Below are 22,549 nucleotides of genomic sequence, written 5' to 3'. Positions count from 1 at the left end.
ATGAGCGCCACTGGAGTGGCGCGCTCCATTCAGCCCCTATGTCGACCGGGCCGACGCGTGAGCCGGTGCTTGGGGCGCCTCCACGACCTTCTCGCGATCACGCGCCAGCACGCGCTGCACCACGACGAAGAAGACCGGCACCATCAGCAGGGCGAGGATGACGACGGCGATCATGCCGCCCATGACGCCGGTGCCCAGCGCCTGCTGGCTCTTGGCGCCCGCGCCGACGGCGATCGCCATCGGCAGCACGCCGCAGACGAAGGCGAAGCCGGTCATCAGGATCGGCCGGAAGCGCAGCTTGCAGGCCTCCAGCGTCGCCTCGACCAGCGGCTTGCCCTGCGACCGCAGCTCCTTCGCGAACTCGATGATCAAGATCGCGTCCTTGGCGGCGAGACCGATGATCGTGACCAGGCCCACGGTGAAGTACACGTCGTTGGGCAGCCCGCGCAGGGTGGCGGCGATGACCGCGCCGGTGATGCCGAGCGGCACCGTGAGCAGCACGGCGAGCGGGATCGTCCAGCTCTCGTAGAGCGCCGCCAGGCAAAGGAAGACCAGCAGCGCCGACAGCCCGAGCAGCAGCGGCGCCAGCGAGCCGGCGAGCTTCTCCTGCAGCGACTGTCCCGTCCATTCGTAGCCGAAGCCGCGCGGCAGGCGGCCGGCCAGCTTCTCCATCTCGGCGATGGCGTCGCCGCTGGTATAGCCGGGCTTGGCCTCGCCGCTGATGCGAACCGAGGGATAGTAGTTGAAGCCCACGATCTGCGTCGGGCCCTTCGACCATTCGACCTTGGCGAAGGCCGAGAAAGGCACCAGCTGTCCCTGCGCGTTCTTGACGTTGTAGGCGAGGATATCGTCGGCGGTCATGCGGCCCGCCGCATCGCTCTGCACGATCACGCGCTGCATGCGGCCGCGATTGGGGAAGTCGTTGACGTAGGCCGAACCCAGGTTGGTCGAGATGGTGTTGTTGATGTCCTCGAAGGTGACGCCGAAGGCGCTCGCCTTCTCGCGGTCGATGACCAGGTTGACCAGCGGCGCTTCCGGCAGTCCCTCGACGAAGACGTTGCGCAGCACCGGGCTCGCATTGGCCGCGGCGATGAGCTGCTGGGTGGCGGCCATCAGCGCGGGATAGCCCTTCTGCCCACGATCCTGCAGGCGGAAGCTGAAGCCCGCGGAGTTGCCGAGATTGTCGATCGGCGGCGGCTGCAGCGCCGAAATCTCGGCGTCGCGGATCGACGCCATGTTGCGGTTGATGTCGTCGACGATCGCCGCGGCGGACTCGTTGGGGCCGCGCTCGGACCAGTCCTTCAGGGTGATGAAGGCCTGCGCCGTGTTCACGCCCTGGCCGAGGAAGCTATAGCCGGTCAGGAAGGTCACGTTGTCGATGCCTTCGCGGCCGGCCAGGTAGCGTTCGACCGCTTCCACCGCCGCCTTGGTGCGATTGTAGGAGGCGTCGGACGGCGCCTGCACGTCGGTGGTGATGAAGCCCTGGTCGTCGATCGGCAGGAAGCCGCCGGGAAGCCGCACGAAGGCCCAGGACAGGCAGATGAGGAGCGCGGCGTAGATCGCCATCATCCGTCCCGTCCGCTTCAGCGACCATCCCACCGTGCCGACATAGCGATCGCGGATACCGTCGAGCTTGCGGTTGAACCAGCCGAAGAAACCGCGCTTCTCGTGCGCGTGGCCGGCCGGGATCGGCTTGAGCAGGGTGGCGCAGAGGGCCGGAGTCAGCGAGAGGGCGAGCAGCGCCGAGAAGCCGATCGCCGCCACCATGGTCACCGAGAACTGGCGATAGATGATGCCGACCGAGCCGGGGAAGAACGCCATCGGCAGGAACACCGCGACCAGCACCAGCGTGATGCCGATGATGGCGCTGGTGATCTGCTTCATCGCCTTGCGCGTGGCGTCCCGGGGCGAAAGCCCCTCCTCCGCCATGATGCGCTCGACATTCTCGACGACGACGATCGCATCGTCGACCAGGATGCCGATCGCCAGCACCATACTGAACAAAGTGAGCATGTTGATGGAGTAGCCGACGGCCAGCAGCGTCGCGCAGGTGCCGAGCAGCGCCACCGGCACCACGATGGTCGGGATGATCGTGTAGCGGATGTTCTGCAGGAACAGGAACATCACGACGAAGACCAGCACGACGGCCTCGGCCAGGGTCATCAGGACCTTCTGGATCGAGGCCTCGACGACCGGGGTGATGTTGTAGGGAATCGAATAGGTGATGTTGGCCGGGAAGAAGCGCGACAGCTCCTTCATCTTCGCCTCGACGGCGCTGGCGGTCGCCAGCGCGTTGCCGGTCGGCGCCAGCAGCACCGACAGGCCGGCGGTCGGCTTGCCGTTCAGGCGGGTGTTGAACTGGTAGCCCATGCCGCCGACCTCGATGCGGGCCACGTCGCGCAGCCGCACGGTCGAGCCATCGGGATTGGCGCGCAGAACGATGGCGCCGAATTCCTCGGGCGAGCTGAGCTGGCCCTTCACCAGCACGAGGGCCGAAATCTTCTGATGGGCCGGGCTCGGCTCGGCGCCGAGGCTGCCGGAGGCGACCTGCGCGTTCTGGGCATTGATGGCCCGCGTGACGTCGTCCGAAGTCAGGTTGTAGCCGACCAGCTTTGCCGGATCGATCCAGATGCGCAGCGACCGCTCGGTCGAGTAGAGGGTCGCGCGGCCGACGCCGGGAATGCGGCGGATCTCGCCCAGCACGTTGCGCACCATGAAATCGCCGAGGCCGACTTCGTCGAGGCTGCCGTCGGTCGAGTTCAGCGTGATGATCTGCAGCACCGCGCTCGAGGCTTCCTCGATCAGGATGCCCTGCTGGATCACCGCCCGCGGCAGGCGGGCCTCGACCCGCTTGATGCGGTTCTGCACCTCGACCGAAGCCAGACTGGGATCGGTGCCGGGCTGGAAGTTCGCGATGATCTCGACCTGGCCCAGCGAATCGCTGGCCGATTCGAAATTCAGGATGCCCGAGGCGCCGTTCAGCTCCTCTTCGATCAGGCGCGTGACGCTGTTGTAGAGATTTTCGGGCGACGCGCCGGGATAGCTCGTGCTGATCGAGATCGAAGGCGGCGCGATGATCGGATACTGCGCGATCGCCAGCAGCGGGATGGAGATGACGCCGATCAGGCAGATGAAGAGCGAGACGACCCAGGCAAAGATCGGGCGATCGATGAAGAAACTCGGCATGGGTCGGGGCTCACCGCGTCGCGCTGGCGGTCGCGGCCGGGCCTTCGGGTGGCGCCTCCGCGCTGACGACGCGCGGATTGACGCTGTCGCCGGCGGCGAACTTCTGGAAGCCGTCGACCACGACCCGATCGCCCGCCTTCAGGCCATCGAGCACCAGCCACTGCCCGCCCTGCACCGGGCCGAGCCGCACCGGCTGCACGGCGACGCGGTTGTCATCCTTGACCACGAACACCTCAGCTCCGCCACCGCCGTTGCGCTGGATCGCTTGCTCGGGAAGGCTGATTGCGTCGCTGTCGACGCCCTGCTCGATCAGGACACGCACATACATGCCCGAGAGCAGGTCGCGATTGGGGTTGAGGAACTCGCCGCGCAAGGTCACCTGTCCGGTCGAGGCATCGACCTGGGCTTCGGAAAACAGCAGCTTGCCGGTGAGCGGATAGACCGAACCGTCATCCATCAGGAGCTTCACCTTGATCGCGTCGGGCGCGATGCGCTCCAGTTCGCCGGATGCGAGGGCGCGACGCAGCTTGTTGAGCTCCCCGACCGACTGCGTGAAGTCGGCATAGATCGGATCGAGCTGCTGGATGGTGGCGAGATTGGTCAGGTCGTTCTGCACGACCAGCGCGCCTTCGCTGACCCGCGCCGCGCCGATGCGCCCGCTGATGGGCGCGCGGACCGTCGCATAGTCGAGGTTGAGGCGCGCCCGCGCCACGTCGGCCGCACGGGCGGCGACCTCGGCCCGGGCCTGTTCGACCGTTGCCACGGCGATCTCGTGCTGGGCGGTCGAGATGGCCTGTGTCTTGGCGAGCGCGGCCGAGCGGGTGGCCTGCGGGACGGCGAGATCGAGCGCGGCCTTCGCCTTGTCGAGCGCCGCCTCGGCCGCCTGCAGCTCGACTTCGAACGGCTTGGGATCGATCTGATAGAGCGCGTCGCCGGCCTTGACGTCGCTGCCCTGATTGAAGGTGCGGGCGGTCACGATCCCGGAGACGCGCGGTCGGACGTCGGCGACCCGGGTCGGCGCAATGCGCCCCGGCAGCTCACGCATGATCGTGCGCGGCTGCGGCGTTACCGTCACGACGCCCACTTCCGGAGGCGGCGCCTCCGGCTCTGCCGATGCCGAGGATTCCTTGCAGGCCGCGAGAACCGGTGCCAGCAGCACCAGGAAGAGGGCCAGTTTCCAAGGGTTGGCAGCAGGCATCGACAATCTCTCCATAAGTCTGTGCGCCCAGGGCGCAGAATTTCACCTCCACGCCGCGTGTTTCCGGCGCAGATGCTTTCTCGAGCGTTTCGGATCCCTGCGCGACTTCGGCGCTGTTTCTTCAGTCTCTCGGGCTGCCGTTCGGTCGATTCGCAGGGTGTGAAGTTTGGTCAGGAGTATGGCATTACAAGGACGACGCCCTGGACGGGCGTCATCACGTTCATGCGAGGTGAAGTCCGACCTCGACCGGCGGTCAGCCGCCCATCAGCCCCATGTCCAGCTTGAACAGCGCAAGCAGGCCCAGCACCACGAAAGCGGCCGCCGCCAGCGAGCGCACGAGCGTGAGGGATACCTTGCGCGACAGCACGTCGCCGAACAGGACTGCGGGCACGTTGGCGATCATCATGCCGCACGTCGTGCCGGCGGTTACCGCGAACAGGTCGTTGAAGCGCGCCGAGAGCGCCACGGTGGCGATCTGGGTCTTGTCGCCGATCTCGACCAGGAAGAAGGCGATCGCGGTCGCGACGAACGCACCGGCCGCGCCCGCGACCTTCGGACCTTCGTCGGCCTTGTCGGGGATCAGGCACCACACGGCCATCGCCAGAAACAGGATCCCCAGGATCCAGCGCATCGCGTCGGGTCCCAGCCAGGCGGCGACGGCGGCGCCGGCCCAGGCGGCCAGCGCGTGGTTGGCAAGGGTCGCGACCAGGATGCCCAGGATGATGGGGACCGGGCGGCGGTAGCGGGTGGCGAGGATCATGGCCAGGAGTTGCGTCTTGTCTCCGATCTCGGCGACGGCAACGATTCCTGTAGAGACGAGAAAGGCTTCCACGGCGAATCACACAGCGGGACCGAGCACGAACCTATGGCTCCCGGTGCCGCCCGATCCCGCGGGTAAAGGCACTGGAAAGCCAAAGGTCTCGCCAAGCGCGGTCCGTTGGACCGTCGGTCGCCGGATGGGCCATGGATCCCGAAGGACCCAAGTCTGTTGACACATCCGCCTCTGGGGTGAGGCCGGCTACTCCCCGATGACGCGACGCTGATAGTCCCCCGCCCCGTCCACCGCAAGGCCCGGAACGTCGCGGATGTCGTGAACGCCTCGCGGGGGATCGCTCAGGGGTGCGGGCCCCACGGCGCCGCATTCAGCAGCTTCACTTCCTGGCTCATCACCAGGGGGCGGAACTTGACCGCGAAGCCGTCCATGAAGGCGGGGTCGGCGAAGACGGCGGCCCAGTGGCTGCGCCGATGGGCGTCGTCGTCGAATTTCCAGAGATGGACGATCTGGTTGATGGTGCCGGTGTCGCCCTGGAAATAGCCAACGAGGTTCTTCGCATGGCCGCCTTTGTCGAGCGCCGGGAAGCCGAACGCCTGATAGAGTTTCACGGCTTCGCCCATCTTGCCGACATAGAGCGTGTAGGTCCTGAGTTCGTACAGCGCCATTTCGATCTCCGCTGATTGTCGTGGGCCGTCAGCATGACAAGACCGGGCATCGCGATCTAGGCTGCTCGGCCCATGCCCGGTCCTCTCGAAGCCGTCACCACGTATTTCCATGCCAAGGACGGCAACCGCCCGTTCCTGATGCGCCGCGCCTTCGCCGAGGACGCCCGACTGGAAATGGTGGTCAAGACCGATGCCATTTCATTCCCGGGCACGGCGAGCGGATTGGCCGAACTGGAGGAAGTCCTAGTTCGACGTATCGCGACCGATTTCGAGAACGTCCATTCCTTCGGCCTCAGGCGGCCGGGAGAGGCCGACCGGCGCGATTTCACCTGCCCCTGGCTCGTCGCCATGTCGGCCAGAACGGATGGCGCAGTGCGGGTCGGCAGCGGGCGCTACGACTGGCGGTTCTCGTCAGACGCCAGATGCCTGGTCGAGAAGCTGGTCATCACCATAGATGTGATGGAAGTCCTTCCGGCCACCGACCTCGGCAGCGTCATGGGCTGGATCACCGACCTGCCCTATCCCTGGTGCCGGCCCGACGAGGTCGTGCACGGCATGCCACGTCTCGAGGCGCTGGCCCCCGTCGAGCGCTACCTGAAGAAACTCGGTTGAAGCGAGTCCTTCACGCGCCGATCGCGTGACGGGCCAGCTTCGTGTCGATCACGTCCTCGAAGGCGATGTCGCGCGACAGGATTCCCGACGACCGCATGGCGGCATGCAGGCGGTCGTAGCCTTCGCGCCGGATAACCGGATCGCGGCCCCACAGTTCGAGTGCGCGATAGCGGTCGATGCAGGCAGCGAACAGGTCGCGCGGAACGTCGGGGAAGAACGACTGCACGACGTCGACTATCTCGAGGGACGGCGTGACGGCGAACCATTTCAGCGTCGCCTCCATGCCGCGGATCATGCGCGCGAGTTCGTCGGCGCGATCAGCGAGGATGCCGCGCCGCGTCACCAGGGTCGTATAGGCGGTGAGGCCGCGGTTGGCGGCGGCGTTCCAGATATGACCGGCACCGGTGGAAACGAGATTCTCGGCATAGGGCTGGAACACCTGCACGGCATCGACCCTGCCTTCGCGCAGGGCGGCCTCGTTCTCGGCCATGTCCTTGTCGTCGATCCGGTCGACCTTCGCGGGGTCGACGCCGGCGCGGCGCAGATCGTCCTGCAGGCAGACCCACGGCGTCGGCACTTCCGAGACCGTCGCCAGCTTCACCGACAGGAGATCGGCAAACTTGAAATCCGGGCGCGGCCTCGCGCCCACCACGAAGAACGGATCGCGCGCCACCACGTCACAGAAGCAGACCAGATCCGAGTCGGGGTCCTTGTCGCGCGCGATCAGGACACGCAGCGGCCCGCCCCACATCACGTCGACCTCCCCGGCGCGCAGCGCCCGCGCGGCCTCCAGCGGGTCGGACGAGGGCCGCAACTCGACCTCGACACCGGCCCGCTTGAAAGCACCGCTGGCATGGGCGGCATAGAAGGGGGCGTAGAACAGCGCGCGGAAATTCTCGGACAGGATGATGGTCATGCACCGATCGTAACACAGCCATCTCCCGCCGCACGGTCCAGCGTGCTAGGCCTTGGACATGGCGAAATCCAAGGCTCCCGCGACGACCCCGGCGGACGGCGACAAGCCGCTCCGCCACCTCTACCTGATCGACGGCTCGGGCTATCTGTTCCGCGCCTATCACGCCCTGCCGCCGATGAACCGGCCCGACGGGACGCCGATCAATGCCGTGTTCGGCTTCTGCCGCATGCTGGTGGCCGACCTGCTGGACAATCCCGAGATCGACCATATCGCCATGATCCTCGACGCCGGCAGCGTCACCTTCCGCAACCAGATCTACGACAAGTACAAGGCCAACCGGCCCGATCCGCCGGAAGACCTGATCCCGCAATTCCCGCTGATCCGCGAGGCCGCGCGCGCGTTCAACGTCACGGTGTGCGAACTCGAGGGCTACGAGGCCGACGACCTGATCGCGACCTACGCCCGCATGGCCGTCGAGGCCGGCGGCACCTGCACCATCGTCTCGTCCGACAAGGACCTGATGCAGCTGGTGCGGCCGGGCGTCGAGCTGATGGACCCGATCAAGAAGATCAAGCTCGGGCCCGAGGCGGTGTTCGAGAAGTTCGGCGTGACACCCGACAAGGTCGTCGACGTGCAGGCGCTGGCGGGCGATTCGACCGACAATGTGCCGGGCGCGCCGGGCATCGGCATCAAGACCGCCGCCCAGCTGATCAACGAGTACGGCACCCTCGAAGCGCTGCTCGAGCGCACCAAGGAGATCAAGCAGCCCAAGCGGCGCGAATCGCTGGAGAACAATGCCGAGCTGATCCGCATCTCCAAGCAGCTCGTGACCCTGCGCGACGACGTGCCGACACCCGCCGAGCCCGAGGCCTTCGACAAGCGCAAGCCCGATCCCAACGTGCTGCTGCCGTGGCTGGAACAGCAGGGGTTCAGGACCCTGCTGCAGCGCTTCACCAGCGAACTGGGCGAGGCGAGTGCGCCGGTTGCGCCCGCCTCCGCGTCCGCGCCGGTGAAGAAAGCCGACCCCACGCCCGCCCCCGCCGCCTCTTCCTCGAAGAAGCCCAACCGCGACTTCACGGCGGCCGACTATGAGATGATCCAAGACGAGAAGCTGCTCGACGAATGGATCGCCGAGGCGACACGGGCCGGCACGGTGGCTTTCGACTGCGAGACCGACGGACTCGATTCCAACAATGCCGGCCTGGTCGGGGTTTCGCTGGCGCTGCTCGAAGGCCCGTGGGGCGACGTCAACTCGACGCGGCGGCGCGCCGCCTACCTGCCGCTGATGCATCGCACCCCCGGCGGTGCCGTCCAGGGCGCGCTCGATCTGCTGGGCGACGGCGGCGACAAGGATGCCGGCAAGCTCCTCGAGGGGCAGATCCCCTTCAGCACCGCGATCGAAAAACTGAAGCCGCTCCTGGAAGATCCGGCGGTGTTGAAGGTCGGCCAGAACATTAAGTACGACATGGCGGTGTTCCGCCGGCATGGCGTCGAGATCGGCCCGGTCGACGACACGATGCTGATCTCGTTCGTCCTCGACGCCGGCAGGAACAACCACGGCATGGACGAGCTGGCCGAACTGCATCTCGGCCAGAAGACGATAAAATTCTCCGACGTGGCCGGCAGCGGTTCCAAGCAGGTGACCTTCGACAAGGTGCCGCTCGACAAGGCGCGCGACTATGCCGCCGAGGACGCCGACGTCACCATGCAGCTCTGGGCGCGCCTCAAGCCGCGCCTCGTGCCTGAGCGCGTCACCTCGATGTACGAGACGATCGAGCGGCCGCTGATCCCGGTCCTGCTGTCGATGGAGAGCGCGGGCATCAAGGTCGATGCGCTGAAGCTCAAGGGGCTGAGCGCCGACTTCGAGAAGCGGCTGGCCGAACTCGAGGGCGAGATCCACAAGATCGCCGGCCGCGAGTTCAACGTCGGCTCGCCCAAGCAGCTGGGCGAAATCCTGTTCGACGAACAGAAGCTGCCCGGTGGCAAGCGCAACAAGAACGGCTCGTGGGCCACCGACGCCTCAGTGCTGGAAGACCTCGCGGCGCAGGGTCATCCGCTGCCGGTGAAGATCCTGGAGCACCGCCAGCTCGCCAAGCTCAAGGGCACCTACACCGACGCGCTGGTGCGTCAGGTCGATGCCAAGACCGGCCGCGTCCATACCTCTTATCACATGACCGGCGCGGCTACGGGGCGGCTCGCCTCGACCGATCCCAACCTGCAGAACATTCCGGTGCGCAGCGAGGAAGGCCGCAAGATCCGCCAGGCTTTTATCGCAGAGACGGGCTACAAGCTCCTGAGTGCCGACTATTCGCAGATCGAGCTGCGCCTGCTGGCGCATGTCGCCGACATTCCGTCCCTCAAGGAGGCCTTCGCACGCGGCGACGACATCCACGCCATCACCGCCTCCGACATGTTCGGCGTACCGGTGAAAGGCATGGATCCGCTGGTGCGGCGGCGCGCCAAGGCGATCAACTTCGGTATCATCTACGGCATCTCGGCCTTCGGCCTCGCCAACCAGCTGGGCATCGGCCAGCAGGAGGCCAAGGAGTACATCGCCAAGTACTTCCAGCGCTATCCCGGCATCCGCGACTACATGGAGCGGACCAAGGACTTCGCGCGCAAGCACGGCTATGTGCTGACGCCGTTCGGCCGCAAGATCCACCTCCGGTTCATCCACGACAAGAGCCAGGGCATGCGCGCCTTCGCCGAACGCGCCGCGATCAACGCCCCGCTGCAGGGCGGCGGCGCCGACATCATCAAGCGTGCCATGATCCGCCTGCCCGGCGCCCTCACGGCCGCGAAGCTCAACGCCAGGATGCTCCTGCAGGTCCACGACGAACTGCTGTTCGAGGTGCCCGAGAAGGAACTCGACAAAACCAAGGACGTGACCCGCAAGGTCATGGAAAGCGCCGCCTCGCTCACCGTGCCACTGGTCGTCGACACCGGCGTCGGCGACAACTGGGCGGCGGCGCATTAGGAGCGAGCGATGCGTGCGACGTTGACGGTCTTGGCTTGTCTTCTTGCGATGCCAGTCCACGCAGAGTCTGACATTGTGATCGAGGACAGGCACTGTTGCGAAGAGCAACGCGAGATAGCGTCTCGTTCGCCTGAGGCAAAAGTAATCGCCTCGATACCGGAGCAAGCTTTTCGCTCAGGCAGCGTCCTGTGGCTGAAACTCGAAGGCAATCGATCGGTGCGGATCATCGATTGCGTTGGCTATTACTGTTATGTTGATAATTCGCGCCGGCACGAGCTGGTGGCATGGTGGCCGAAGCACCGCCAATACGTGATCGATGTTGGACTCTACGAAGGACGACAAGCTTTTCTCATCTCACAGCGAGACGGTCGCCGGACGTCGGTGTTCGCACCACCTATTCTATCGCCCTCCGGTCGCTACGCCGTCGCGGCCGACCTGTCGATAGGCCACGGCAATGGCTTGCAGATCATCGACATGGACACAAATCCTCCAACCGTCGTTGCCGTAGAATCGAAGCCTGCGTGTCCCGGGGTCAAGCCGCAATTATGGTTACGACCGGATCCACGTTGGCTCGATGATACACGCATCATTTTCGAGGGGTCCCTCGATCCGGTCCAGTTCGACCCTGACATCAAACACATCCTGCGCATCGTCGACGGGAAGCCGGAATGGGAATGCTGAATTCAAGGAGAGTGATTCGATGAAAATCTGGGGCCGCGCCAATTCGATCAACGTGATGAAGGTGCTGTGGTGCGCCGACGAGTGCGGGCTGAGCTACGAGCGCGAGGATGTCGGCGGGGCGTTCGGCGGCAACGACCAGAAATGGTACCTCGACATGAACCCGAACGGCGTCGTGCCGACCATCGACGTGGGCGGGCGGATCATCTGGGAAAGCAATTCGGCAGTGCGCTATCTCGCCGCCAGGCATGCCGCGGGCACGCTGTGGCCCACCGATCCCGGCCTGCGCAGCGAGGCCGACCGCTGGATGGACTGGCAGCTCAGCACCATCGGCGAGCCGATGCGCCTCGCCTTCTGGGGCCTGATCCGCACGCCGCCGGAGAAGCGTGACATGGCGGCGATCGGCAAGGCCGCCGCGGAGGCCGGCAGACTGTTCGGCCGGCTCGACGGCTGGCTCGAGGGCAAGCGCTACGTCGCGGGCGACCAGTTCACGATGGGCGACATCCCGGTCGGCTGTTTCGTTTATCGCTGGTATGCACTCGACATCGAGCGTCCAGACCTGAAGAACGTCCGGGCATGGTACGAGCGACTCACGACACGCCCGGCCTATGCCAGGCACGTCATGGTGAAGCTGACCTGAGCAGCACGCTTCCCGCGTCGTTCCAGCTCGGAAACTTCCGCGTCGCCAGCGCCTGCGCGATCCTGTCCCGCGCGGCTGCCAGCGCCGCGCCGTCAGAGATCCAGGTGGCCATCGCCCGCGTCAACCCTTCGCGACTCGAGGGATCGAAATAGGTTGCGAGATCGAGGCCGGCCTCGCGCGTCGCGCCGGCATCCGAGGCAATGCAGGGTACCCCGAGGGCAAGGCTCTCCTGCACCGCCAGCCCCCAGCCTTCACCGTGACTCGGAGCGACCGTGAAGAGTGCGTTCCTGTAAAGGGTCCCAAGATCGCCGTCGGAGAGATTTTCGAGCCAGACCAGGGTGCCGTTGCGGGATGCCGATTCCAGCCGGGCCCGCACCTCGGCCGCTTTCCAGCCGTAGCCACCCACGATCACCAGACGCGGCATGGCGTCGCCAAATCGTGCGCGAAGCCCATCGGCTGCATCGAGCAGTGCCGGGACATTCTTGCGCGGCTCGATCGTGCCGACCGACAGCATGAACGGCTTGTCGATCAACCCATGACGCTCGAGGACGAGGCGGTCGGAGAGGCGATCATGGCCGGCATCGTGGAGCGCCTCGAAGCTGTCCCAGCCCATGGGCAAGACAGTGATCGGCTTCTCCGAAACTGACCGATCGGCAAGATAGCGTTGCACCTGTTGCCTGACGAACTGCGAGCTGGTCAGCCAGCAATCCACGCTCGCCGCGATCCCGTGAAGCTGGCCGGCAAAAATCCGTACGGCGGCGGCGGGGGTCCATTCCGGCCGCTCGATGAGATAAAGATCGTGGATCATCTGGACGATCCGCACGCCCGTTCGCGCCTTCAAGCCCGCGACCGTCGCGGCGTATTTCTTCTGCCACCAGAGATCGCCGGGATTGAACAGCGTATCGTGCGCGCCCGGCGGCGCGACGATGTCGAGCGCGGGCAAAGACCGCACCGTCGCCCCTTCCGTCCAGGCCTCGATGAGACCCTCCGTCCGGGTCAGCCCGACCGCCAGATACGGCAGATGGAAATGGCGTCCTTCGGCCATCATTTCCGGGAGCGTCGCCAGTCTCAATCCCTGCGCCAGGATGCGGCGCAGGCGCGATATGGCCGAGGCGCGCCCGCTGCCGAGCTGGGCAATCAGGTCGGGATCGATCCTGTAGAATCGATCACTGCCGAGTATGCGCACCACGAACTCGACCGCGGACGACTGACGGACGACATCCGAGGACGCCACCTTTTCGACGACCCTCTGCACGCCGCCGGGATGCCGGAAGTAGGCATACCAGTGGATCAGCCCCGTCAGGTCGTAGAGCAACCGCGCACTCACGGGTGGCTTCCGTTCCCGTCGAGGCTCGCCTGCTTCAGCAACACCTGTCCCGCATCGTTCCAGGTCGGGAAATGCTCGGATCCCAGGGCCTCGGCAATTCGCGCCCGCTCTCGCTGAAGGGCGGCGCCATCGGTGATCCAATGGGCGATCGCAGACTTCAAACTCGCCGGGTCCAACGGATCGAAATGCACGGCGAGGCCGCGACCGGACTCACGCAGCGCTCCGCCGGTCGAGGCGATACAGGGCACGCCGTGGGCGATGCTCTCCTGCACCGGCAATCCCCATCCCTCGGAAAAACTGGGCGATACGGTGAAGAGCGCGGCGCGATAGATGGCAGACAGATCGACGTCGCGAACCCTGGTCAGCCAGCTGGTGTGCGGGGTGCGCCTCAGGCGCGCCGCAATATCCTTCGCACTCCACCCGTACCCGCCGACGACGACCAACTTTGGAACACGCGCACCGAGGTCGCGGCGCAAGTCCTCCATGACATCGAGCAGCGTTGCCAGGTTCTTGCGCGGCTCGACGGTTCCGACGAACAGGATAAATGGCTCGCCAACGATGCCGTAGCGCCGGAGCGCCGCCGCAGCACCGGGCCCATCCTCCGCCCTCGAAGCCGCGAAACTATCCCAGCCCAAGGGCAGGACCTCGACAGGTCGCGGAGGCAGGGAGTGGCTCTCCAGATAGGTCCTGAGTTGGCCCGTCACGAAGGCCGAATTGGTCAGCCAGCGATCGACGCCGGGTGCGAGCTTGCGAAAGCTGGACGGAAAGATGCGCGCGAAGGTTGGCGAGAACCAGTCGGGCCGCTCAATGAAGAAAAGATCGTGGATCATCTGCACGAGCTTCACCCCCGTGCGGGCCTTCAGCCGAAGCACGAACGGGGCGTACTGCTTCTGCCACCACAAATCCCCCGGGTTGAAAAACATGTCCTGCGGCCCGGGCTCCCGCACGACTTCCAGCGACGGCAAGGCGGTCGGCAATCGCCGGCTGAACCAGGCCTCGACCAACGGCGCCAGACGGGCCAGGCCGAGCAGGAAATAGGGAACATGGATGATCGTCATATCCGACAGCGCCCCCCCCGGCCGCGCCTGTCGCATGGTCATCGTGAAGAGGGCCCGCAGGCGGGCGATCGCCGCCCGGCGCTGCAGCGGATCCTGGAGATCACGCAATGTGACACCATCGACCCTGTATAGATTGTCGCCACCAAAGGCCCGCGCCACGAACTCCACCTGCTTGTTCTGCTGAACAGCCGTCGAGGAACACAGCTTTTCAATCACCCTTTGGGTGCCAGAGGGATTCGAGAAGAAGGCGTACCAGTGAAGCAGCCCCGTGACGTCGAACAACAACCTACCGGTCACGTCCGGACTTCCGACCATCGCTCAACATAAAAGCGTGGTCCGGCACTCGCAAGGTCACTATCATTTCAAGGCATTTGCCCGAACATGAAGACATTCCGCCACATCATTATCACTGGCGCTTCGAGTGGCATCGGGGAGGCCCTGGCCATCGACTATGCCGCTCCCGGCGTCGTTCTTGGCCTGACCGGTCGTGACGCCGGGCGCCTGCATGCGGTTGCGGATGCCTGCCGGATCAAGGGAGCGACAGTGCTCGCCGATACCGTCGACACCACCGATCGATCCGCCATGGCGCGCTGGTTGAAGGCGTTCGACGACGCCCATCCCGTCGACCTGCTGATTGCCAATGCCGGCATATCGCTCGACCAGAACAACCTGGGGATCGAACCCTTCGATTCGGCTCACAGGACCATCGCGGTCAATATCACGGGTGTACTGAACACCGTCGAGCCGCTGATCGATCGCCTCATGGCGCGGCGCGAAGGCCAAGTCGGCGTGATTTCGTCCCTTGCGGCTTTCTTTGGCCGCCCGCGCTCGGCTTCGTATAACGCAAGCAAGGCAGCTATTCGCGTCTGGGGCGAGAGCCTTCGTTTCCCGCTCGCAAAAGCCAATGTCGGGTTGAGCGTCGTCTGCCCGGGCTATGTGGCGAGCCGCATGACCGATGCGATTGCCGATCCCAGACCGAAATCGATGAGTACCGGACGAGCCTCGCAGATCATCCGGCACGGCCTCGCCCGCAACAGACCGCGTATCGCGTTCCCCTTTGGCCTCGCCATCGGTGTCTGGTTTACGGCGCTGCTTCCCGCCTGGCTGAGTGCGCGGATGTTGAAGGAGTAGGGCCGCATGCCGTCCGCTGCGGAGAACGGACCAAAGACGCGCAAGATCGTAATTTGCCATATCGATAGCCTGTGTTGCCTTCCGGCATTGAACGCGGTGTTTGCGGAACTCGGGAACGACATAAGCCTCGTCCTGTCCTCGCGGCGGTTCGGCTCCAGTCACGGCACCTTCTGGGAGCAGACGACCGCAGGCTTCCGGCGCTTCGGCCTCCCGCTCAACCTCTGGTTGGGTTTCGACCTGATATCCGTGCCGATCGTCGCCAAGTTCGCGCGCTTGCTTTCGCTGGTCACGCGCCGAACGCCGTCGCTTGCGACATTGCCCGAGCTCGCGCGGCGGCATGATGCGCGGTTCGTCGAGACACCGGACGTCAATTCGGCCGAGACGCTTGCCGCCGTAAAGGCTTGCGCTCCCGACTTCATCGTCGTCATGAATTTCGACCAGATCCTACAGCCCCCTCTGATCGGCCTGCCGAAGGTGGCTACGTTGAATGTTCATCCGTCCCTGCTTCCCAAACTGCGCGGTCCCTGCCCCGTGCTGTGGGCACAAGCAAGGCAGGAGCGCATTTCAGGTGCGACGGTTCACGTGATCGAGGATCGCACAATCGACGCCGGCCGCGTCATTGCCCAGATCGAAGTGCCGATCGCCGGCGCAACCTCGGTGGGCGAACTGACGACGCAATTCTTCGTGGCCGGTGCGCGCGCCCTGCCGACGGCACTGGCGCGTCTTGCGGCCGACAGGACAGCCGGACAATCGCAGCGACTCTCGGAGGGCCAGTATCTGGGATATCCGACGGCGCTGCAGATGAAAGACTTCCGACGCGCAGGGCTTCGCCTCTGCCGCCTACGTCACGCCGCCCGTTTGGTCTTGGCAGCTCTCGGCGTGACCCGCTGGAAGTCGTAGCTGGAAATAACTAGCGGCGCTTCGGGAGCTTCGAGCTCTCGGCCACGATGGCGCGATCGACCACCGTGAACAGGTATGCGTCCGGCGAGAGCGTGCAGCCGCCGCGCACCAGATGAGCGAGCTGGGCGCCCTGCTCGCCGTCGGGGATCATGACGCCGCGCACCCGCGCCGAATGCTCCGCGAGGAACACGGCCAGCGCCTTGCGGGCGTCAGGATTCATGGCATGCGCTTCGCGGCAGGTGATGTAGGCCGCCTGGTCGAAATTGAGCGGCGGAAGGGCGGCCTGCTGGGCGGATGCCGAGGCGGCGACGACGCTGCCGACCGAGAGGGCGCCCAGCGCGAGGAGAAGCCTGGAGGTCATGTGGATCTCCCCTTACTTGCTGTTGCCGATGGCGGTGCCGCCGATATAGCCGACCGCGCCGCCGATCAGGCCGGCGCCGACCACCGCACCGAAGCTGCCGCCGGTCGCCAGGCCGATGCCGGTACCGGCCGCGGCGCCGACGAGCGCGCCGGTCTGGCCGTCCGACAGGTTGCTGGTGTTGCAGCCACCGAGGAAGCCTGCGGCCACCATCAGCGTCAGGATCTTCGTCTTCATCATACCTCTCCCCTTCACGACGACGCTTCCGTTACGGAGGCGTCATGTCCGCCTTCACCCAACCCTTATCAGGATTGAAGGTGGTAATCATGCCGGCCCGCTGAGCCGTCTCGGGTCCGAGGTCCTGCTGATAGACCTCGCCCTTGTAGTCGACGATGAAGGTCATCACCCCGGTCACGCCATAGCGCACCGGCCAGGCGATGGCGCCGAAGCCGCCCATCATGCGGCCGTTGACGATGTAGTCGCGCGTGCCGCCCGGGGCCGCCGCTCCCTGGCCATAGAGCAGGCGGAAATAGTAGCCGTAATGGCCGTCCGGAGAATTGCCGTCGGCCTGGGCACGGGCGACCGCCGGCCCGAGCGGGCTCTGCGGCTCGCCCGGCTTGGTCTCCCAATAGAGACCGTCCTTGCGGCCGGGGCTGCTGAGCAGACGCCGCGCATAGACCGGCGAACCGGTCTTCATCGGATCCATCGCCGCGTAGTCGCGCTGGGCATCGACGATGGCCAGCATCGTCTGCACCACAGCCGACTCGTCATGGCCGATCTGGCGCAGGCGCATCTCGCGCCAGCCCGCGACCGGATCGAAGCGCCAGTCCGCGCCGTCCTTCACGATCGGGATCGGCAGGGTCCAGCCGGCCTTGCCGGCCATGATGGTCGCCTTGTCGCCCGAGACCTTGACCTCGTGGCTTTCGTCCCAGGCGGCGAGAAAGGCCTTCCGGCGCTCCTCACGCTGCTCGGACGTCGTCGGCACGAACTCGTTCCATTGGGGCCCCAGCAGAGCCCCCAGAGCCTTCTGGTCGCCCTTGCGGACCGCGTCGGTGAAGGCACTCGCGGCCGCATCGGCCGTCGGGAACCCCTGAAGCTTGGCCGCCTGCTGGGCGACCGCGCCGCCGGCCAGGCCGCCAGCAAGGCCGACGAACACGGCCAGTGCGAGGAGACCGCGCCTGAACATCGAGCCGCTCATCGCCGTCCTCCTCCCCCGAACCTTTCGCCCCCGCCGCCAAAGCGCTCGCCGCCGCCGCCGCCGCCCCCCCAGCTGCGGTTACCCCAGGACTGGCTGCCTCGGTCGAAGTCGCGGGTGGCGCCGCTGCCGCCGCGGTTGATGTCGCCGAAGGCGCCGCGGTCGCCCGCAGTCCGGTTCTCGAAGCTGCGATTCTCCGCCGGCCTATTCTCGGCAGGACGGGCCTCGGCTCCGCGATTCTGTACGCCCGCCGCGCCGCGCCCGTCGAGCTGACCGCGGAACTGTTCGCGCTGTGCCGCCGAATCGGGGCGATGCTGGCCGAACTCCTGCCGCTCGGCGGGCGTGCGGTACGGCACGCCGTCGCGATGCGCCGGATCGTGGCTCCACTGGCCGTTGCGGTAGCGGTCGGCGTTGAAGTTATTGGTGATGCTGGTCGCCCGGTTGACGTTCACGGTGGTGTAGCTGTTGCCCCAGCCGCCGCCGCCATAGCCCCAGTGCCAGCCGCCGAACATCGCCGCACCCGCGGCAACGCCCAGGCCGAACATCATGCCGCTCATCAAGGCCGCACCATAGTTGGGCGGGGGCGGATAATAGGGCGGCGGATAGGCCGGATAGGGCCAGGCGCCGTAAGCCCAGGCCGGGTTGTAGTAGGGAACGTAGAGCACTTCGGGATTGGCCGGCTCGATGACGATCGCATTGGCACCGCCACTCGACTGCGTCGTCACCTTCTGCTGCGAGGTCGACTTCAGATTGCCGGCGGCCTCCGCCTTGGCGCGCAGGCGCTGGACCGCCGTAGCGACGTCCTTCTGCTGGCCGATCATCGCGTCGCCCAGCTTCTGGGTCCAATCGAGCTGGTTGCTCATCATCTGCAGCGTCTGCGGGAACGCGACCAGCGACTTCACGCTGACGTCCCAGCTCTTGTCCTTCACGGCCGCGACGGCAGCATCGCCCTTGAGGTTGGGGTTGGCCTGCGACCAGCGCGCCGCCTCGACGACCTCGAGCGGATAGGTGGCGGCCATCAGGACCTGCGACAGCAGCGCGTCGGGATAGAGGGCGATCGGGGCCAGCATCTGGTCGAGCTGCTCGGTCGTGAACGGCTTGTTGGAGTCCTGTGCCCGCAGTCCGTGGAAGGGAGCAAGGGCGAGCGCGGCCGTCGACAATGCAAGAAGTTTGCGTCGTTCCATGTGCGGCTCGTTCCTTGAAAATTGCCAACCAAGAGGACGGCGGCACATTACCGGCGAAGACCATATCCCGTCCAGCGGACCGCCCGTCACATCAGGCGCGCCCTACAGGAGACGCCCTTACATGAGTCGATAGACCTGCTCGGGCTCGTCTCGGCCCTTCACGTGACGCAGTTCCGGTTTGGGCAGTTCGCCCAGCACTTCGGGGTGCTTCATCGCCGCGATCGTGTCGCCGCTCACCAGGACGATCACGTCGTCTTCGGGGGCCATGAATTCCTTGCCCATCTGCTCGAAGCGCTGCGCCACGTTCACCGTGTCGCCGACGACGGTGTAATTGACCCGGCCCGGCGCGCCGATATTGCCCACGATCACCGGCCCCGAATGGATGCCGACGCGCAGGCGGACGGCCTTGTGACCGGCGGCGACGCGCTGCAGATTGTCCTCGTGCACGACGCGCCCCATCTCCAGCGCCGCATGCACGGCATGGTCGGCATGGTCCTCCATGGTCGAGAGACCGCCCCACACCGCCATCACGCAGTCGCCGATATACTTGTCGATCACGCCCAGGTCGTTCTCGATGCAGCTGCCGAGCAGGGCAAAGTGATGGTTGAGCATGTCGGCGGTTTCCTGTTCCGGCAGCTCCTCGGCCTGCGGCGTGAAGCCCACGATGTCGGTGAACATCACGGTGACGACCCGCCGGCGCGACGCCACCGCATCCTCGCCCAGCTCCATCAATCCGAAGACGAGGCGGCGCGGCACATAGGCGCCGAACCATTTCAGCGCCCCGCGCGCCTTGTCGAGGCTGTGCCCGGCATCGTCGATCTCGCGCAGACGCGACTTGCGGTGGAACGGCTCGTCGAACTTGAGCTGCTCGATCAGCTCCGCGGCCGAGGTCAGGGTGCGGATGGAGCGCGCCATGCTGAGCCCCATCACCAGCGCCAGCAGCGCGGCGACGGCCAGCGTGATGCCGCCCACGATCGCGCCGTTGGTCAGCCGGTCGAGATCGCCGGTCGCGTCCTCGATCGGGAAATACTGCCCGACCAGCCAGGGCTCGGGGCCGAACCGCTTGAGTTCACGATAGACGAACACCCAGCGCCGACCGCCCTGCTCGACGACGTGCCCCAGCGAGCCCAGGGCGCGGTCGATCTGCGGCGACCGCACGGGCGGGTCCCAGATCTTGGCGAGGACGGGGTCGTCCACCTCCTTGATGGTGGGCAAGGGCCGCGCCTCGGAAAGGCCGAGCCCGCGGGGATCGATCAGCCGGCGCGCCGCCAGCACATGGTCCCGGCCCACCAGGATGAAATAGCGCCCGTCGCCGCCGCGCACCGGATCGCCGATCAGATAGGAGAGATCGCCAACGGCCACCGTGGCGATCAGGCCGCCGATGAAGGCATTGTCGATGCGCCTCACCGGCGTGCGCACGTTGACCACCGGCTGCTTGATGGTCTCGCTCCAGAACAGGGCGCCCCAGAAGGTGTGTTGCGCGGTCTGGAGCTGACGGAAGCGCTCCATGCCCTGCGGCTGGTCGACCAGCGAGAGCGTTTCGCGCTCGATCGTGCCGTCGGGCTCGCGCACGGCACGATGAAGCTTGAGATCGAGCGTGGCGAAGCCGACCGCCGAGACGGCGGGCACCTGCTGCATCATGACCGCCAGAAGCTCGCGCACGGCCACCGGCGATTCGATGTCGATGCGGCCGCCGGCTGCGAGGGCTGCGATCAGCTCGAGTTGCTCGCTCACCGGATCGAGTCGGCTGCGGACCAGCGCCACCTGGGCATCGACCACGCGCGCCGCACGGTCGACCAGCAGCCGATCTGCGGTACCGGTCGCACCGGCCAGCACGACGATGTAGGCAACGCCGGAAATCAGCGAGAGCGAAACGAAGGCAAGCGCCAGCGCGGCGACCATCGGCAACCGCCAGGGGCGGCGCACGGCGGCTTTCGCGGGGGACGTTTCGGTAATCTGGCTCACGCGGCGGGCATCATAGGATGTCCGCCGCGCGGAAGCGATGTCGCGTTAGGTTACGCGGCGGCGCGGATGGCCGACTTGTTGACCTTGTCGTCGACGTGGCTCTCGAACTGCTGGAAGTTCTTCTCGAAGCGCTGGGCGACGTCGCGCGCGGCGCTGTCATAGGCCTTCTTGTCCTTCCAGGTGTTCTTCGGGTTCAGCACTTCCCCCGGCACGTCGGGGCAGGCGCTCGGCACCTGCATGCCGAAGTGCGGATCGGTCGAGGAGGAGACCGAGGCCAGCGTGCCGTCGAGCGCGGCGCGCACCATCGCGCGGGTGTGGCGGATCGACATGCGCTCGCCGACGCCGAACCCGCCGCCCGACCAGCCGGTGTTGACCAGCCAGCACTTCACGTTCTGGCGAGCCATCTTCTCGCCCAGCATCTTGGCGTAGACGGTCGGATGACGCGGCATGAACGGCGCGCCGAAGCAGGTCGAGAAGGTCGCCTGCGGTTCGGTCACCCCCTTCTCGGTGCCGGCGACGCGCGCCGTGTAGCCCGAGAGGAAGTGGTACATCGCCTGCTCCGGCGACAGGCGCGAGATCGGCGGCAGCACGCCGAACGCGTCGGCGGTCAGCATCACGATGTTCTCGGGCGTGCCGGCGATGCCGGAAGTCGATGCGTTCGGGATGAAGTCGAGCGGATAGCAGGCGCGGGTGTTCTCGGTATGGGCGCCATCATCGAGGTCGAGACGGCCGGTCGCCGGATCGATCACGACGTTCTCCAGCACCGTGCCGAAGCGGCCGGTGGTGGCATAGATCTCGGGCTCGGCCTCGCGGCTGAGCTTGATCACCTTGGCGTAGCAGCCGCCTTCGAAGTTGAAGAGGCTGTCCTCGGCCCAGCCATGCTCGTCGTCGCCGATCAAGGTGCGCGTCGGATCGGCCGAGAGCGTGGTCTTTCCGGTGCCCGAGAGGCCGAAGAAGACCGCGACGTCGCCCTTCGGACCGATGTTGGCGGAAGCATGCATCGGCAGGACGTTCTTGTCCGGCAGGAGGTAGTTCAGGATCGTGAACACCGACTTCTTGATCTCGCCGGCGTACCAGGTGCCGCAGATCGCCACGACGCGCTCGGTGAAGTTCACCAGGATGGCGCAATCAGAAGCCGTGCCGTCGAGCTTCGGATCGGCCTGGAAGCCCGGCAGGTTCAGGATGGTGAATTCCGGCTTGAAGCCCTCGAGTTCCTCCGCTTTGGGACGCAGGAACATGTTGCGGGCGAAGAGATTGTGCCACGCGGTCTCGTTGACGACGCGCACGCCGATGCGATGGGCGGGATCGGCGCCGGCCCAGCAGTCGCGCACGAACAGGTCGCGGCGCTGCGCATAGGCGATCATGCGGTTGTAGAGGGCGCGATAGCGGTCGGGCGTGATGGGCTTGTTGGTCTTGCCCCAGTCGATGCGGCCCTTGCTCTCGGAATCCTCGACGATGAACTTGTCGTTGGGCGAGCGACCGGTATGGATGCCGGTGCGAACCACCAGCGCGCCGCCATCGGCCACCACACCTTCATGCCGGCGAATCGCTTCCTGGTAGAGCGCCGGAACCTGGAGGTTCCAGTAGACATTGCTCAGGTTCTTGAGACCGAGCACTTCCAGTCCAACTTTGGGTACGATGAAGCCCGCCTGATGCACAGCGTTTCTCCTGCTTTCCGGCCGATCCGAATGGCGAAGGTGTTTCGACACTATTGCGCTACTGGCAGGGCCGCGATGAGGCAAGTCCCTTGCGACAAGTTAGTGTCGCCACACGTGTGGATCGGC

The 22,549-nt window shown here is 66.0% G+C and carries 19 protein-coding genes; 6 read left to right on the top strand and 13 right to left on the bottom strand.

From position 1 onward, the window contains the following. Positions 1 to 36 precede the first annotated feature (36 nt). The 4 genes from ACP15H_RS28485 to ACP15H_RS28470 all read right to left on the bottom strand — a co-directional run bounded on the left by ACP15H_RS28485 (position 37) and on the right by ACP15H_RS28470 (position 5,824). Positions 37 to 3,186 (bottom strand): multidrug efflux RND transporter permease subunit, encoded by a 3,150-nt coding sequence (locus ACP15H_RS28485; RefSeq protein WP_425069489.1) that lies wholly within the window; start codon positions 3,184 to 3,186, stop codon positions 37 to 39. 10 nt (positions 3,187 to 3,196) lie between these two features. Further along, the gene (locus ACP15H_RS28480; RefSeq protein ID WP_425069488.1) at positions 3,197 to 4,384 is read right to left on the bottom strand and encodes an efflux RND transporter periplasmic adaptor subunit; all 1,188 of its coding nucleotides are present in this window, start codon (positions 4,382 to 4,384) and stop codon (positions 3,197 to 3,199) included. A gap of 253 nt (positions 4,385 to 4,637) precedes the next feature. After that, positions 4,638 to 5,216, bottom strand: coding sequence for a TMEM165/GDT1 family protein (locus ACP15H_RS28475; protein ID WP_425069487.1), 579 nt, complete (start codon positions 5,214 to 5,216; stop codon positions 4,638 to 4,640). A 281-nt stretch (positions 5,217 to 5,497) separates the two neighbouring features. Further along, positions 5,498 to 5,824, bottom strand: coding sequence for an NIPSNAP family protein (locus tag ACP15H_RS28470; protein ID WP_425069486.1), 327 nt, complete (start codon positions 5,822 to 5,824; stop codon positions 5,498 to 5,500). Positions 5,825 to 5,896: 72 nt separating this feature from the next. Between ACP15H_RS28470 and ACP15H_RS28465 the strand changes: the two genes are divergently transcribed. Then, positions 5,897 to 6,436: a hypothetical protein gene (locus ACP15H_RS28465; RefSeq protein ID WP_425069485.1), complete on the top strand. Its 540-nt coding sequence runs from the start codon at positions 5,897 to 5,899 to the stop codon at positions 6,434 to 6,436. A gap of 10 nt (positions 6,437 to 6,446) precedes the next feature. On the opposite strand, the gene ACP15H_RS28460 is transcribed toward ACP15H_RS28465, so the two are convergent. Then, positions 6,447 to 7,352: an ABC transporter substrate-binding protein gene (locus ACP15H_RS28460; RefSeq protein WP_425069484.1), complete on the bottom strand. Its 906-nt coding sequence runs from the start codon at positions 7,350 to 7,352 to the stop codon at positions 6,447 to 6,449. Between the two features lie 58 nt (positions 7,353 to 7,410). On the opposite strand from ACP15H_RS28460, the gene polA reads away from it, so the two are divergent. From polA to ACP15H_RS28445, 3 genes are read left to right on the top strand one after another with little or no spacing between them, the layout of a single operon-like run. Continuing rightward, positions 7,411 to 10,329, top strand: a complete 2,919-nt coding sequence (gene polA / locus ACP15H_RS28455; RefSeq protein ID WP_425069483.1) for a DNA polymerase I — start codon at positions 7,411 to 7,413, stop codon at positions 10,327 to 10,329. Positions 10,330 to 10,338: 9 nt separating this feature from the next. After that, entirely contained in the window at positions 10,339 to 11,010 is a 672-nt protein-coding gene (locus ACP15H_RS28450; protein ID WP_425069482.1) for a hypothetical protein, read from the top strand. A 19-nt stretch (positions 11,011 to 11,029) separates the two neighbouring features. After that, the gene (locus tag ACP15H_RS28445) at positions 11,030 to 11,647 is read left to right on the top strand and encodes a glutathione S-transferase family protein (protein ID WP_425069481.1); all 618 of its coding nucleotides are present in this window, start codon (positions 11,030 to 11,032) and stop codon (positions 11,645 to 11,647) included. On the opposite strand, the gene ACP15H_RS28440 is transcribed toward ACP15H_RS28445, so the two are convergent. Together ACP15H_RS28440 and ACP15H_RS28435 are read right to left on the bottom strand one after the other, a co-directional pair. Then, complete coding sequence (locus ACP15H_RS28440; protein WP_425069480.1) at positions 11,628 to 12,974, bottom strand: glycosyltransferase family 4 protein; 1,347 nt, start codon at positions 12,972 to 12,974, stop codon at positions 11,628 to 11,630. The genes ACP15H_RS28445 and ACP15H_RS28440 overlap by 20 nt on opposite strands. Beyond that, positions 12,971 to 14,329, bottom strand: a complete 1,359-nt coding sequence (locus tag ACP15H_RS28435; protein ID WP_425069479.1) for a glycosyltransferase family 4 protein — start codon at positions 14,327 to 14,329, stop codon at positions 12,971 to 12,973. The genes ACP15H_RS28440 and ACP15H_RS28435 overlap by 4 nt, the downstream gene beginning before the upstream one ends. Positions 14,330 to 14,413: 84 nt before the next feature. Here ACP15H_RS28435 and ACP15H_RS28430 point away from each other — a divergent pair, with 84 nt between their 5' ends. Then, the gene (locus ACP15H_RS28430; protein WP_425069478.1) at positions 14,414 to 15,163 is read left to right on the top strand and encodes an SDR family NAD(P)-dependent oxidoreductase; all 750 of its coding nucleotides are present in this window, start codon (positions 14,414 to 14,416) and stop codon (positions 15,161 to 15,163) included. Between the two features lie 246 nt (positions 15,164 to 15,409). Next, complete coding sequence (locus tag ACP15H_RS28425) at positions 15,410 to 16,063, top strand: formyltransferase family protein (RefSeq protein ID WP_425069477.1); 654 nt, start codon at positions 15,410 to 15,412, stop codon at positions 16,061 to 16,063. A gap of 10 nt (positions 16,064 to 16,073) precedes the next feature. Here ACP15H_RS28425 and ACP15H_RS28420 read toward each other — a convergent pair whose 3' ends face one another. The 6 genes from ACP15H_RS28420 to ACP15H_RS28395 form a co-directional block, all read right to left on the bottom strand. Further along, positions 16,074 to 16,424, bottom strand: a complete 351-nt coding sequence (locus tag ACP15H_RS28420) for an HdeA/HdeB family chaperone (RefSeq protein WP_425069476.1) — start codon at positions 16,422 to 16,424, stop codon at positions 16,074 to 16,076. A 12-nt stretch (positions 16,425 to 16,436) separates the two neighbouring features. Next, entirely contained in the window at positions 16,437 to 16,658 is a 222-nt protein-coding gene (locus tag ACP15H_RS28415) for a hypothetical protein (protein ID WP_425069475.1), read from the bottom strand. A gap of 31 nt (positions 16,659 to 16,689) precedes the next feature. Continuing rightward, on the bottom strand, positions 16,690 to 17,619 hold the full coding sequence (locus tag ACP15H_RS28410) for a DUF2950 domain-containing protein (RefSeq protein WP_425069474.1): 930 nt from the start codon (positions 17,617 to 17,619) through the stop codon (positions 16,690 to 16,692). Continuing rightward, positions 17,616 to 18,800 carry a DUF3300 domain-containing protein gene (locus ACP15H_RS28405; protein WP_425069473.1) on the bottom strand — a complete coding sequence of 395 codons (1,185 nt, stop codon included), beginning with the start codon at positions 18,798 to 18,800 and terminating at the stop codon, positions 17,616 to 17,618. Before ACP15H_RS28405 ends, ACP15H_RS28410 begins: the two co-directional genes overlap by 4 nt. A gap of 117 nt (positions 18,801 to 18,917) precedes the next feature. Then, complete coding sequence (locus ACP15H_RS28400) at positions 18,918 to 20,765, bottom strand: adenylate/guanylate cyclase domain-containing protein (RefSeq protein WP_425069472.1); 1,848 nt, start codon at positions 20,763 to 20,765, stop codon at positions 18,918 to 18,920. Between the two features lie 50 nt (positions 20,766 to 20,815). Then, on the bottom strand, positions 20,816 to 22,423 hold the full coding sequence (locus ACP15H_RS28395; protein WP_425069471.1) for a phosphoenolpyruvate carboxykinase: 1,608 nt from the start codon (positions 22,421 to 22,423) through the stop codon (positions 20,816 to 20,818). Between the last annotated feature and the right edge of the window lie 126 nt (positions 22,424 to 22,549).

The organism is Reyranella sp. (assembly GCF_965249915.1).
In the GTDB taxonomy this organism is placed as follows: domain Bacteria; phylum Pseudomonadota; class Alphaproteobacteria; order Reyranellales; family Reyranellaceae; genus Reyranella.
Note: the sequence above shows the minus strand (reverse complement) of the source record. Positions and strands in the feature narration are given on the sequence as shown.

What these genes read in the sequence shown, in the direction of transcription:
- ACP15H_RS28485 (WP_425069489.1), bottom strand. Translation starts at nt 3,186, where the DNA reads ATGCCGAGTTTCTTCATCGATCGCCCGATCTTTGCCTGGGTCGTCTCG.
- ACP15H_RS28480 (WP_425069488.1), bottom strand. Translation starts at nt 4,384, where the DNA reads ATGCCTGCTGCCAACCCTTGGAAACTGGCCCTCTTCCTGGTGCTGCTG.
- ACP15H_RS28470 (WP_425069486.1), bottom strand. Translation starts at nt 5,824, where the DNA reads ATGGCGCTGTACGAACTCAGGACCTACACGCTCTATGTCGGCAAGATG.
- ACP15H_RS28465 (WP_425069485.1), top strand. Translation starts at nt 5,897, where the DNA reads ATGCCCGGTCCTCTCGAAGCCGTCACCACGTATTTCCATGCCAAGGAC.
- ACP15H_RS28460 (WP_425069484.1), bottom strand. Translation starts at nt 7,352, where the DNA reads ATGACCATCATCCTGTCCGAGAATTTCCGCGCGCTGTTCTACGCCCCC.
- polA (WP_425069483.1), top strand. Translation starts at nt 7,411, where the DNA reads ATGGCGAAATCCAAGGCTCCCGCGACGACCCCGGCGGACGGCGACAAG.
- ACP15H_RS28450 (WP_425069482.1), top strand. Translation starts at nt 10,339, where the DNA reads ATGCGTGCGACGTTGACGGTCTTGGCTTGTCTTCTTGCGATGCCAGTC.
- ACP15H_RS28445 (WP_425069481.1), top strand. Translation starts at nt 11,030, where the DNA reads ATGAAAATCTGGGGCCGCGCCAATTCGATCAACGTGATGAAGGTGCTG.
- ACP15H_RS28430 (WP_425069478.1), top strand. Translation starts at nt 14,414, where the DNA reads ATGAAGACATTCCGCCACATCATTATCACTGGCGCTTCGAGTGGCATC.
- ACP15H_RS28420 (WP_425069476.1), bottom strand. Translation starts at nt 16,424, where the DNA reads ATGACCTCCAGGCTTCTCCTCGCGCTGGGCGCCCTCTCGGTCGGCAGC.
- ACP15H_RS28415 (WP_425069475.1), bottom strand. Translation starts at nt 16,658, where the DNA reads ATGAAGACGAAGATCCTGACGCTGATGGTGGCCGCAGGCTTCCTCGGT.
- ACP15H_RS28410 (WP_425069474.1), bottom strand. Translation starts at nt 17,619, where the DNA reads ATGAGCGGCTCGATGTTCAGGCGCGGTCTCCTCGCACTGGCCGTGTTC.
- ACP15H_RS28405 (WP_425069473.1), bottom strand. Translation starts at nt 18,800, where the DNA reads ATGGAACGACGCAAACTTCTTGCATTGTCGACGGCCGCGCTCGCCCTT.